The 12,473-nt window shown below is 61.0% G+C and carries 11 protein-coding genes; all 11 read right to left on the reverse strand.

Translation table 11 applies throughout. The annotated features are described in order from the left end of the window. Nucleotides 1-64: 64 nt before the first annotated feature. The gene (locus R4P64_RS12005; RefSeq protein WP_317820939.1) at nucleotides 65-1,513 is read right to left on the reverse strand and encodes an MFS transporter; all 1,449 of its coding nucleotides are present in this window, start codon (nucleotides 1,511-1,513) and stop codon (nucleotides 65-67) included. Nucleotides 1,514-1,518: 5 nt separating this feature from the next. Next, nucleotides 1,519-2,367 (reverse strand): mycofactocin-coupled SDR family oxidoreductase, encoded by an 849-nt coding sequence (locus R4P64_RS12010; RefSeq protein WP_033232524.1) that lies wholly within the window; start codon nucleotides 2,365-2,367, stop codon nucleotides 1,519-1,521. Nucleotides 2,368-2,465: 98 nt separating this feature from the next. Continuing rightward, entirely contained in the window at nucleotides 2,466-3,659 is a 1,194-nt protein-coding gene (locus tag R4P64_RS12015; RefSeq protein WP_317820941.1) for a serine hydrolase domain-containing protein, read from the reverse strand. Between the two features lie 122 nt (nucleotides 3,660-3,781). Continuing rightward, nucleotides 3,782-4,192 carry a VOC family protein gene (locus tag R4P64_RS12020; RefSeq protein ID WP_033232525.1) on the reverse strand — a complete coding sequence of 137 codons (411 nt, stop codon included), beginning with the start codon at nucleotides 4,190-4,192 and terminating at the stop codon, nucleotides 3,782-3,784. Between the two features lie 154 nt (nucleotides 4,193-4,346). Continuing rightward, nucleotides 4,347-5,348 (reverse strand): helix-turn-helix transcriptional regulator, encoded by a 1,002-nt coding sequence (locus tag R4P64_RS12025; RefSeq protein ID WP_317820944.1) that lies wholly within the window; start codon nucleotides 5,346-5,348, stop codon nucleotides 4,347-4,349. Nucleotides 5,349-5,419: 71 nt separating this feature from the next. Beyond that, nucleotides 5,420-6,589 (reverse strand): lipid-transfer protein, encoded by a 1,170-nt coding sequence (locus R4P64_RS12030; protein WP_317820946.1) that lies wholly within the window; start codon nucleotides 6,587-6,589, stop codon nucleotides 5,420-5,422. Further along, nucleotides 6,586-7,017: a MaoC family dehydratase gene (locus tag R4P64_RS12035; RefSeq protein ID WP_116104118.1), complete on the reverse strand. Its 432-nt coding sequence runs from the start codon at nucleotides 7,015-7,017 to the stop codon at nucleotides 6,586-6,588. The genes R4P64_RS12030 and R4P64_RS12035 overlap by 4 nt, the downstream gene beginning before the upstream one ends. Next, nucleotides 7,014-7,994 carry a bifunctional MaoC family dehydratase N-terminal/OB-fold nucleic acid binding domain-containing protein gene (locus tag R4P64_RS12040; protein WP_317820948.1) on the reverse strand — a complete coding sequence of 327 codons (981 nt, stop codon included), beginning with the start codon at nucleotides 7,992-7,994 and terminating at the stop codon, nucleotides 7,014-7,016. The genes R4P64_RS12035 and R4P64_RS12040 overlap by 4 nt, the downstream gene beginning before the upstream one ends. A 9-nt stretch (nucleotides 7,995-8,003) precedes the next feature. Next, nucleotides 8,004-9,155 (reverse strand): acyl-CoA dehydrogenase family protein, encoded by a 1,152-nt coding sequence (locus R4P64_RS12045; RefSeq protein ID WP_045068414.1) that lies wholly within the window; start codon nucleotides 9,153-9,155, stop codon nucleotides 8,004-8,006. Then, complete coding sequence (locus R4P64_RS12050) at nucleotides 9,140-10,192, reverse strand: acyl-CoA dehydrogenase family protein (RefSeq protein WP_317820951.1); 1,053 nt, start codon at nucleotides 10,190-10,192, stop codon at nucleotides 9,140-9,142. The genes R4P64_RS12045 and R4P64_RS12050 overlap by 16 nt, the downstream gene beginning before the upstream one ends. A 73-nt stretch (nucleotides 10,193-10,265) precedes the next feature. Continuing rightward, on the reverse strand, nucleotides 10,266-12,413 hold the full coding sequence (locus tag R4P64_RS12055) for an acyl-CoA dehydrogenase (protein WP_317820952.1): 2,148 nt from the start codon (nucleotides 12,411-12,413) through the stop codon (nucleotides 10,266-10,268). Nucleotides 12,414-12,473 lie beyond the last annotated feature (60 nt).

The raw sequence follows: 12,473 nt of genomic DNA on the forward strand, positions 1-12,473 counted from the left end.
GCGTCAGCACAAATCCAACCCGAGACCCCAGTGTGACGCAGAGCCCCGACAGATTTCTACGGAATTACTCGCGGACAGCTTCTCCGGACTGAACGTTCTCTGCGGAGCGATCCCGCTGAACATCGCCTTTCCGTTCGACACGAACCGCGACTGTCACTATCGCAGCCAGTAACGCAGCTCCCGCCCCGATCGAGTAGAGAACCTCGAACGAATGCAGCGTCGGCACAACCGCGGCGCCGATCAACACGGTCGAACTGGCCAATACCGCAGCAGCGACTGCACTTCCGGTCGAAGTACCCACGGAACGGAGCAGGCTGTTGACGCTGTTCGCGGAAGCAGTCTGGTCGAGCGGAGCCGACTCGGTGATCAACGTGGGCATCGCCGCCAAGGCAAATGCGACGCCTGCAGACACAATCGCTGTGCCGAGAATGATGGTGAACAGCGTCGGAGCGAGGAATACACGCAGGGCATAGCCGAAAGCGATGACGATGGCACCGGTCGCCAGTGTTGTCTTGGCTCCCCAGCGGCGAGTGACCTTAGGTGAAACCGTCGCGAGGAGGACCATCAAGAGCCCACCCGGCGACATTGCCAGTCCCGCTGCTGACGCAGACAACCCGAGTCCGAATCCGGATTCCGCGGGAAGCTGCAGTTCCTGCGTAGCAGCCAGGGAACTGATGAACATGGCAAATCCGAGCAGCAGCGCGCAGATATTCGATACCAGGATCGGGGCGCGGACCGATGTTCGTAAATCCACGAGCGGCGCCGACGCGCGCAGTTCCCACGGAACCCACGAACTCAGCAACACAATTCCCGCCGCAATGAGCACGAGAATGACCGGGCTTCCCCAACCCCATTCCGTACCCTTGGAGATGGCAAGAAGCAGGCTGGTCATAGCCGCCGTGAAGACTATTGCGCCGAGGAAGTCGAAGCGTCCGCGGCTTTTCACCGCCGATTCCGGTACGACAAAGGGCAGTACAACTGCGACAGCAATTCCGACAGCACCGGTCACCCAGAAGAGCGAGGACAGGCCCCAATGCGCCGAGAGCACCCCTGCCATCGGCATGCCGACCATTCCGCCGATACCCACGGTCGCGCTCATGAGAGCAACTGCACCACTGAGCTTTTCGGGCGGCAGTGCGTCGCGCATGATGCTGATTCCCACGGGCAACAACGCCGAGGCAAATCCTTGCATCGATCGACCGAGTACAAGAACGAGGAAGCTCTGACTGGTCGCGGCAATCAAGCAGCCCACGACCATGACGCCGAGACACAGCAACATCATGGCCCGCTTGCCGTACATATCGGCAAGCCGGCCGATAAGTGGAGTTGCGACGGCACCGGTCAACAAAGTTGATGTCACCAACCACGACGCAGTCGAGTTGGAGACTCCCAATGCCGTCGCGAACTCAGGGAGAAGCGGAACAACCAAAGTCTGTTGCAGTGCGACCACCACACCGCTCAGACTCAAGACTCCGACAACCCACGACGCCCGCACATGTCGGCGGGACGACACTGTGGTCAAGCGTTCGAACGAGCAGCGACTCCGGCGTCGACAGGAACAACGATGCCACTCATGTGGGCACTGGCATCAGCCGCGAGGAACAGAATGACGCGGGTAATCTCGAACGGATCAAGCCACCCGACGGGCTGCGCGTGCAATGTCGCGAATACCGGTTCGACGTCAGCCATGGTCGGTTCTTCGAGATCCGGACGCATCATGTGGTACATCATGTCGTTGTGGATCATCGGCGTCGAAATATTGCCCGGCGCAATCGCATTGACTGTGACGCCGGAATTCGCGAGCTCGAGGGACACGCTCTTGGTCAGTCCGATGACACCCCACTTGGAGGCGCCGTATGCGGCCATCTGAGTGCCACCGGATCGACCCATCATCGAGGAGATCGTGATGATACGGCCGTAACCACGCTTTGCCATTCCGCCGGACACGGCGGCGACGGTGTTGAAAACACCCGTGAGGTTCGAGGAAATGACTTCGTTCCACTGCGCCGACGTCATCGACGTAATGGGGGCTGGAACGGATACACCGGCATTGGCGACAGCGATATCGACCTTGCCGAACTCGGCTTCCGCGCGGGCCACCAGGGCGTCCATTGCCTCACGGTCGGCGGTATCTGCCTTGACTGCGATGCAACGACGCCCGGTGGCCTCGACGAGACGCACTGTTTCGGCGAGATCAGCTTCGGTCGCAAGAGGGTAGGCGACGGCGTCACTGTTCTCGCAGCGATCACAGATCACGATGTCGGCCCCGCGCTCGGCAAACGCAACTGCGTGAGCTCGTCCCTGCCCGCGAGCGGCACCGGTGATCAGTGCAACCTTGCCTTCGAAACTACCCTCGAGGCTGTTCATGCCATCTCCTAGTTCGTTGTACACATTCGCTTACTGCATGAGTACTCCGAACTCCAAGCGTTCCCGTCTCCGATCCCGAACAGCGGGAGCTGTTGCCGTCAGCGATACACGGCCGACTCGAAATCCAAGTACCCGCCAACCGAACCCGCATCTGCAAACGGCAGGATCTGCGTGGCCCAGAATCCACCAACGCCACTTTGGCGATCAATCCAGTAGAAGAGGTTGGCCAGTCCCGCCCAGGCGAGTGAACCCGCTGGTCGCCCGGTGGGAGCCACTTCCTCGTTTGTCATGAACGAGTACGCCCATCCCTTGGGCACTCCGGGGAAGAACTCGGCGTCGTTGGACAATGTCGGGATGACGCCAGGCAGAAGACCGACATGTTGGCCTTCGAGGCCGTTCTTGGTTGCTGCTGCCACCGTTTCCTGCGACAACACCCGCCCCTGATTGCCGGCACCGTCGTTCAGCCACATCCGGATGAACTTCATGTAGTCACCGACGGTGCCGTGCAACCCGTGTCCACCCATGTGTACCTCGGGCTCTGCGGGCAGTTCGAATCCTACGAGCGGAGTGAGCGTTCCGTCGGATTCTCGCTGATGAATGGTTGCAAGGCGGTCCTTCATCGACGGAGTCATCGAAAATGCGGTGTCCGCCATCTCCAACGGTTCGAAGATCCGCTCTCGCATGACGTCGCCGAGTCGTTGTCCACGAATGGATTCCACGACCTGACCGGCCCAGTCCATGTTGGTTCCGTACTCCCACTTCTCGCCCGGATCAAACAGCAGCGGAGTGGTGAGCGCAGCTTTGGTGCAGGTGATCACGCTGGGCTGACCATGTTCCTGCGAGAGGCGGTTGTACGACTCGTTGAAGAAGTCGTAGCCGAATCCGGCTGTGTGAAGCATCAACATGCGAGTTGTGATCTCTCGCTTCGGTTCCCGCAAAATCGGCTCACCCTGATCGCCGAATCCGTCGAGAACCTTCAGCTCACCGATATCCGGAACGTACATGGCCGCCGGCGCGTCGAGATCGAGCAAACCTTCCTCGACGCACTGCAGTACCGCAGTTCCGGTGATGGCCTTGGTTGTCGAGAACAGGGCGAAGACCGAATCCGTGGACATCGGGTCTCCGAAGCCTGCAGCGCGCTCGCCTGCGGAACCCTCGTAGACGTTGCCGTCACGATCGGTGATCATGGCAACTACACCGGGGACGCCAGCGGGTCCGCGCACGGCATCTGCCAACAGACCGTCGAAACGCTCCTTCGAAAAAGCCTTTCCTGCAACATCTTCGATCGTCATCACACTTCTCCATCCGACTGAAAACTCTTCTGTCAGAGAGAATGTAACGACGATCACATGCCCGGCTCTGCCTCGAAACGGCAGAAGTTCCGTCTGATTTCGGCAGAACCGGACCGGATCACTCAGCTCTGCGGAGTGCCGATATTGACGACCCAGTTAATTCCGAACTTGTCGACGCAGGCTCCGAACTCGTCGCCCCACATCTGCTTTTCGAGCGGCATCGACACGTTTCCGCTGGAAGACAGCTTCTCCCAGTAGCCGCGCAGTACATCGCCGTTGTCACCGCTGAGGCTGACGGTGATGTTGTCACCCGGGTTGTACGGCATGCCGGGAGGAGTATCCGAGCCCATCACGGTGTAACCCTCGTCGGTTTCGAGCATTGCGTGCATGATCTTGTCCGAGCCGGCGCCCTCTTGGCCGAATTCACCGAAGGTGTTCAGCGCGAGCGTGCCACCGAAAACGCTCTTGTAGAACTCCATCGCTTCACGGGCGTCGCCGTTGAAACTGATGTACGGATTGAGTCGAGATGCCATGACTGAGCTCCTAATGCGAGGTCTGATTGATGTTCCGGGCCCTGCTGTCACTCTCACCGTCAATCCTTGCAGAAGGTTCCGACAAGAAACAACGGATCGACCTGGATCCTCGAAGATGCAAACGGGGTGTCACGACTTCCCCAAGACCACACGTTCAGGCTCGCGACCTGGTCTGCGACGGCAATTCCCCAAATCGTTTCCGGTATCCGGCGGCAAAAATGCCGAGGTTGACGTATCCCCAGGCGTTGGCGATATCGGAAATTGTTCTTCCGTCCGAGAACAGGAGTTCACTGCGCACTCCGGTAAGCCGACGCTCTCGCAACAACTGGCCGGGTGTTGTGTCACGGTATCGGCGAAAGCCCGCGGTGAGTGCCCGAACGCTGACTCCGACCGCAGCCGCGATCTCCGAGGCAGTCGGAACCGAACGAGCGAATGTGTCGATGTACTCCTCGGCCGCTCGTACGTACACGGGCTCCGCAGAATCGATACCGGCACCGAGTGCGATACCGGCCTGCGCGGCCCACTCCTCGAGCAGTTGCGCAGTGATCAGTTCCTGCACCCGCGCCCCCAACCGCTCGCGCGACAGTGCTTCGGGCGACTCTGCGACTGCCCGCACTACGTAATCCATCAGTGCCAGCCAGCTCGATCCGCGCCCACCGATCGAGCACTTGTGTTGCCACAGTCGATCATCCGGCGCCCGTCCGTACCACTGTTGGGCATGATCGGCGACAAGTTGATGCGGCACAGTCAGATTCAACTGCAGATGATCCTCGTCGAACTCTACGAAGTAGTCCGTCCGACTGCAGTCCGCCACAAACGTTTCTCCGACAGCGGTATTCACGGACGACCCGCCGCCAAGAGCATGCCGTCCGTTCCCGCGAATCGTCGTCAGAACCAGAATGTTCCCAGCTTCGGGCGAACACTCACCCACCGTGACGGGAATGCCGTAGCAGAAACGGGTGACGTCGATCCGACCGACTGTAGCCGAATACATGTCTGACGCCGGACGTAGTCGGCTACCGATGGGCGTGACCGTATATGGCATGTAGATGTTGTCGGACCACTGCTTGATACGGTCCCAGTCCTGAGAAAAGGCCTGGTGGTGCCGCTGGGTCGGCCGACCCGCCGCGTCGATCAGCAAGGCATTCTCGAACATGTTCCGAGTATCGCATCACAACCGGGCCGGGTCACCTGTCCCGATGGACAACGACACAGCAGAGACTTTGCCTACCGAGTGAGAACCAGTCCCGACGTCGGGACGCCGGTACCCGCAGTGACCAATACGTTCTGGGCAGCGTCAACCTGGTTCACGGAAGTCCCGCGGATCTGACGGACACCCTCGGCTATACCGTTCATCCCGTGAATGTATGCCTCGCCCAGTTGACCGCCGTGAGTGTTGATCGGAAGCTTCCCACCGAGTTCGATTGCGCCACCGGCGATGAAGTCCTTGGCTTCTCCCCTGCCGCAGAAGCCGAGCTCTTCGAGTTGCATCAGCACATAGGGCGTGAAGTGGTCGTACAGAACCGCTGTCTGCATATCCGCCGGCCGCAAACCGCTCTGCGACCAGAGTTGATCACCCACAAGCCCCATTTCCGGCAGTCCGGTCAGACCGTCACGGTAATAGCTGGTCATGATGTACTGATCGGCCCCGCTGCCCTGAGCTGCGGCCGCGATGACGGCCGGGGTGTTCTTCAGATCTTTGGCCCGTTCGGCTGAGGTGACCACGATGGCAACACCGCCGTCGGATTCCTGACAGCAGTCCAGTAGATGTAGAGGTTCGGCAATGAAGCGGGAATTCTGGTGATCCTCGAGTGTGATCGGCTTTCCGTAGAAGAAGGCATTGGGGTTTGTGGCAGCGTGCCTGCGATCGGCAACGGCAACGCGGCCGAAGTCCTCACTCGACGCACCGTAGACGTGCATGTACCGCTGCGCCACCATCGCGACAAACGAAGCGGGAGTTCCCAATCCGTGCGGGTACGAGAAGGCGTTGTCCGTTCCCGATGAATTGACCTGTGCCACAAGACCGGAGTTCACCTGGCCGAACCGGGCACCGGAGCGTTCGTTGAAAGCACGGTAGGCAACAACGACGTCAGCGACTCCGGTCGCGACAGCCATGGCAGCCTGCTGGATCGTAGCCGCAGCAGCCCCGCCGCCGTAGTGGATGCGACTGAAGAACTTCAGGTTCGGGATTCCGACCGAACGTGCCACGGCTACTTCGGTATTGGTATCCATCGTGAACGAGGTGAGCCCGTCCACGTCGGCAGGGGTCAGGCCCGCGTCGTCCAAAGCTGCTTGGACGGCCTCCGCCGCCAGGCGAAGTTCACTTCGGCCGGAGTCCTTCGAGAAATCCGTCGCGCCGATACCGACGATTGCGGCTTTCCCCGACAGTGCACTCATTCGATATCTCCGGCCGTCGTGGAAGTCAGCGGGGTAAATGTCAGCATGACCTGGGCGGTGATGTGATCACCCAGACTGTTCTTGCCCACCACGGCAACAGTCACCAGCGCCTCGTCGAAGCTGGTGACGGTTCCGCTGAGCGACAAAGTGTCGTACGCGTACCACGGCACCCCGAGGCGGAGCTTGATCGAGGTGATGACGGCACGGTGCCCCGCCCAATCGGTGACAAATCGCTGCACCAACCCGGTGTCGGTGAGGATATTGACAAAGATGTCCTTCGAGCCGCGCTGTTGCGCCAGGTCGCGATCGTGATGCACGTCTTGGAAATCGCGCGTTGCCAAAGCCGTGGACACGACAAACGTCGGGTCGCCGTAGATCTCCAACGCCGGAAGCTGCTCTCCCACGGTGATGTCCGAAACCGAAGTCATCGAGCATCCTCCTGCTGCGAAACCGGTACCCACGCATACAGAGTCCACGGAGTTCCGCCAGTCTCTTCATCTCCCGGAAAATCGAGATACGTTGCTTCGACGGACATCCCGATCGAGACATCGACAGGCGCGACACCTCGAAGTTCGCCGAGCATACGCACGCCTTCCGGTAGTTCGACGAGTGCAACCACAAACGGCAGAGAGCGACCGGGCACTGCGGGCGCATGGTGGACGACAAAGCTGAATACGGTTCCCCGCCCGGAAGCCACGAGGTAGTCGGTCTGCGCCGACTTGTCCTTCCAGATCGCGGGCACCGGTGGATGCTGCACGCTACCGTCGGGACGCAGTTGAATCCGAAGCTCGTGCGCGGCAACTCCGTCCCAGAAGAACTGTGTGTCCAGAGACGGCGTGGGGCGCAGCATTCGAGAAGAATCCAGATCCTCGGGCACATCCGATGGAACCGTCTCACCGGCCGCCGGAGCAAACTTCAGGATCCGGAACATCATCTCGGACACCAATTCGTCACCGACGTGCCACAGGCTTCGAGTTGTGAAGAACCAGCCCTCACCGAGGCCCGTCTTCTTGGGCCCCACAACGTCTTCCAAGACAGACGAGATCGTCACGTCCTCACCCGGTCGCAAGTAGCGGTGGTAGGTCTGATCACAGTTGGTTGCAACGACCGACGTGTAGCCGGCTTCGTCGAGGATCTCCGTCATACGGCCGAGTGGATCATCGGATTCGCGTACAGCGCCCAGTCCTCGCATCGTCCACACCTGCGCCATGGCCGGCGGAGCGACCAGCCCGCCATGCCCGGCGGCGAGTGCTGCGGATTCATCGACATAGATCGGGTTCTTGTCGCCGATCGCCTCGACCCAGTTGCGGACCATCGGCACGTTTACGGGATCTCGGCCGGTGCGTGGCGCGCTCGGTCCGGCGGCGCGAACCTGCTCTGCAGCAGTAAGAATGAGATCTGACACAGTCAATTCCTATCTCGGAACTCTTGGCAGCTTCAAGCCGGCGGTCGCGATCAGTTCACGCATCACCTCGTTGACCCCGCCGCCGAAGGTAATCACCAGATTGCGCTTGATCTGCATGTCCAACCACTCCATGAGATCAGCGGTCTCCGGATCGAGAGGGTTGCCGTATCGACCGACAATCTCCTCGGCCAGGCGGCCGACTCGCTGAATACGCTCGGTGGCGAAAACTTTGGTCGCGGAGGCGTCGGCAACATCAACCGAGTCCGAATCACTCGATGCCACCTGCCAATTGAGGAGTTCGTTCAGTCGGTAGGTTGCGTGGATCTCCCCCAGCGTGCGTCGCACGTCGGTGTGATCGAGAAGATTCTCGCGGCGAGCCCAGTCGAAGACATGATCGTAGATGCCACCGACGCGGCCTGCTGGTCCGAGCATGACTCTCTCGTGATTGAGCTGGGTGGTAATGAGGCGCCAGCCCTGATTCTCCTCGCCCACAAGCATGTTCACCGGAACGCGAACGTCCTCGTAGTAGGTGGCATTGACGTGATGGGCGCCGTCGCAGGTGATGATGGGCGTCCAGGTGTACCCAGGATCCTTCGTGTCCATGATCAGGATCGAGATACCCCGGTGACGCGAGTCTGCTGCTCCCGTTCGCACAGCCAGCCACACATAGTCCGCATCATGTCCACCGGTGGTGAAGATTTTCTGACCGTTGACTATGTACTCGTCACCCGCGCGGACGGCACCGGTACGCAAAGCCGCAAGGTCGGTTCCGGCCTCAGGTTCGGTGTATCCGATGGCAAAATGCACTTCGCCGGCCAGGATGGCGGGAAGAAACTTCTGCTTCTGCTCCTCGCTACCGTACTTCTGCAACGTCGGTCCGACCGTCTGCAACGTAACCGACGGCAGTGGAACATCTGCTCGCACAGCCTCGTTGACAAAGATCTGCTGCTCCACCTCGCCGAAGCCTCGCCCGCCGTATTCGACCGGCCAGCCGACACCGAGCCACCCGTCCTTGCCCATTCGGCGGATCACGTCGCGGTAGGTGGGTCCGTGCCGTTCGGTACGCATGATCTTCGCCTCGTCGGGCGAGATCAGAGTCGAGAAGTAACGACGAAGTTCAGCCTGCAACGCGCGCTGACTGTCGGTCAGATCGATGAACACCGGGCCCCCACGAGGTCGAGTCGATGCGAAGCGCCACCGAGCAGGCGCGCCAAGTCTTTTGCTGCGCCGTAATAGCGATGAAGCGGATAGGTGACATCCACTCCCAAACCGCCGTGCAGATGATGGAGAACCTGCATGGTCGCAGGAACTTCCTGAGCTATCCAGTACGCCATCACATCCAGATCGGACTGCGCGTCAAGCCCTTCCGACACGCGCCACGATGCCGACAGCGACACAACGTGCAGTGTCCGGGACGTGACGTAGGCGTCGGCGATCTGTTGTGCGACGGCCTGGAAGGTCGCGAGCGGCTTACCGAATTGCTCGCGGGATCCGATGTGGGCAGCAGTGAGATCCACGGCTCCGGAAACCAATCCGTCGACCACAGCTCCGATGCTCGCCAACGCGATGCGATAGAGCGTCTGCACGGCTTCCGTACCGGCGCCCAGCAGCTCACCTGTGGCGTCGTCGAGGACTATCGCAAACTCGGGGCTGCCGGACGAACTCGGCGTCGGCGTAAGCGTCACACCTGCCGAGTTCGGGTCGATCAACACAACACCGACGTCTGTCGGAACCAATACGCGGTGCGCACTCGCAGCGAAGGGGACCGCGAGCACAGTCCCGTTGACGCGGTACCGATCACCGGTCTTCTCACCGGTCTTCCTTGCCGTAACGGCTGGCTGCTCGGGAAACTGGCGGCCCGGCTCAGCCAAGGCAGCCGTGAACACCCGTCCCGCGGCAACACCGGCCAGAAGTTCGTCCTGCTGGGCGTCGCTGCCCAGCGCGACTATGGGCAGCACCCCGAATCCGAGTGTGGCCAGCGCTGGAATCGGCGCTGCCGCTCGGCCGACGTCGGTGAGCAAGGCGCCCACGTCGGTGACGGACAGACCCTCCCCTCCGAGTCGCTCCGGTAGCGCCAACGTGAGCAGATCCGCCTCGGCGAAGGCCGCCCACAAGGCATCCGGCTGTAGTTCGCGGGCCAGGAGTGCGGTAGCCACCTCGGCTACCGCATCCTGGGTTTCATCTCTGGTGAAGTCCACGCTGGCAAATTCCCGTCGTCGATATAGAACGTGTTCTAGTTGTATCACCAACGGGACCAAATTTGTAGACCTACTACTCCCGCGGTAGCCCCAGAATTCGCTCAGCCGCGACGGTCAGCAGGATCTGCGTCGTACCACCGGCGATGGACAGGCAACGCGTATTGAGGAACTCCCGGGACAACGGCCCCTCGACCCAACCAGCCGGACCGCCCAACTCCATCGCGAATTCCGCGACGGTCTGACGCTGCCGAACACCGACCAGTTTGCGGACGCTCGACGCCGGTCCTGGATCCTGGCCATCCAACTGCCGCAATGTGGTTCGCAACTCCAAGAGCGATCCCACCATCGCGGTGCCGATCAAACCGCCCAGCTTGTCCGCGACCACGGGATCCGGACTTCCTGCCAGAACAAGCAATTCCTCCATCGCACCACCAAGTGACGAGCCACCGCTCATCGCGACCCGCTCGTTGGCGAGTGTGGTTCTGGCCAGTTTCCAACCACCACCGAGCTCTCCGACGACACAGTCGTCCGGGACGAACACGTCGTCGAGGAACACCTCGTTGAACAGCGAATCGCCTGTGATCTCCCGCAGCGGCGAAATCCTGATCCCCGGCGTTCTCATATCGAGCAGAAAGTACGTTATGCCCTTGTGCTTGGGCACACCACGATCGGTACGCGCCAGACAGATCGCCCAATCAGCCTCACGCGCAAGCGAAGTCCACACCTTCTGCCCGTTGAGCTTCCATCCACCGTCTACCTTCTCGGCAGTGGTGCGCAGCGCGGCGAGGTCGGATCCAGCTCCCGGCTCGCTGAACAACTGACACCACGTGATGTCCCCCTTCAAAGTGGGGACGGCAAACCGTTCGATCTGTTCGACACTGCCGTGCTCGAGAATGGTTGGCACGGCCCACCATCCGATGACCAGGTCAGGTCGGCCGACGCCTGCCGCGGCCAACTCTTCCTCGATCAAAATCTGCTGAGCTGCCTTCGCCCCTTTGCCGTACGGCACCGGCCAATGCGGCGCGAGGTAACCCGATTCAGCCAAGGCAGTGCGCTGCTCGGACTCCGGCAGAGCGACCAGTTGTGCTACTTCACTGCGAATTTCGGCGCGATCGGACTCCAACGCACTGAGATCGATCTGCAGGTGACGACGCGATCCCGCGAGCGTCAACTCCGCCACCCTGGCGCGCCAACGAGACGAGCCGCCCATCATCTGGCGCAGCGACACGGCGCGACGAAGGTAGAAATGCGCCTCGTGCTCCCAGGTGAACCCGATGCCGCCGAGCACTTGGATGCAGTCCTTGGCCGTGTCGACTGCCGCGTCCAGGGAGACCGCGGCGGCTACTGCTGCGGCGATCGGAAGTTCGTCACCCGACTCTGCCGCCACGGCAGCGTCCCAGGCGACTGCACCGACGTTTTCAACCCGGCACAGCATCTCGGCACACAGATGCTTGATCGCTTGAAAGGAACCGATCGGTTTGCCGAACTGCTCACGAATCTTTGCGTACTCCACCGCAGTCCGCAGGCTCCACGCGGCAATTCCGGCAGCCTCTGCCGACGCGAGCATCGCAGCGAGATCAGCCACCGATCCCGTCGCTATGTCGCCGATGATCCGATCAGCATCCACGACCACACGATCAAAGGAGACCTTCGCCAACGGACGGGACTTGTCGATCGTGTCGAGCGCGTCATACGTGACTCCACTCGATTCACCGTCGACGAGCACCCACACGACGCCATTGCCGTTGTCGGCGGAAACCAGTACTGACACGCCGGCATCTGCGCCCCACGCGAAACCTCCGTCACCGTGAAGTTCGAGCCCTCCGGATTCGGTAGCCGTTGCAGCAACTGGTCTTTCGTCCAATACGACGGCGCAGGGAATCGCACCGTCTGCAAGCGCCTCGGACCAGCGCTTTGCCGCGGGAGTTGCACTGCGCCCGACCACCAACGCGGCCAGTGCCGTAGTGAGAACAGGACCCGGAACGAGTTCAATCGCAGCCTGCTCGATCATCGCCGCCAGATCGACGATCTCAGCTCCTGAGCCGCCCACCGACTCGGGCACAGCAACGGAAAAAAGCCCCAACGAGGCAAAATCCGGCCAACCCTGGCGCCACGAATTCGCTGGTCCACGGCGTACCATGTCCATCGGCGCTGCTGATCGCGCCCACGCCTCGATCGACTCCTGGACTGCCCGTTGTTCATCGGTCGTGGCGATAGTCACAACTGGTTCCCACCTCTCCATTAGTGACACAATTGTTTAGAACGTGTTCTAATATGACAC

It is taken from the genome of Rhodococcus sp. IEGM 1366 (assembly GCF_033142425.1).
In the GTDB taxonomy this organism is placed as follows: domain Bacteria; phylum Actinomycetota; class Actinomycetes; order Mycobacteriales; family Mycobacteriaceae; genus Rhodococcus_F; species Rhodococcus_F globerula.

Coding starts and splice junctions, on each gene's coding strand:
- R4P64_RS12010 (WP_033232524.1), bottom strand. CDS start 2,367: ATGAACAGCCTCGAGGGTAGTTTCGAAGGCAAGGTTGCACTGATCACC.
- R4P64_RS12015 (WP_317820941.1), bottom strand. CDS start 3,659: ATGACGATCGAAGATGTTGCAGGAAAGGCTTTTTCGAAGGAGCGTTTC.
- R4P64_RS12020 (WP_033232525.1), bottom strand. CDS start 4,192: ATGGCATCTCGACTCAATCCGTACATCAGTTTCAACGGCGACGCCCGT.
- R4P64_RS12025 (WP_317820944.1), bottom strand. CDS start 5,348: ATGTTCGAGAATGCCTTGCTGATCGACGCGGCGGGTCGGCCGACCCAG.
- R4P64_RS12030 (WP_317820946.1), bottom strand. CDS start 6,589: ATGAGTGCACTGTCGGGGAAAGCCGCAATCGTCGGTATCGGCGCGACG.
- R4P64_RS12035 (WP_116104118.1), bottom strand. CDS start 7,017: ATGACTTCGGTTTCGGACATCACCGTGGGAGAGCAGCTTCCGGCGTTG.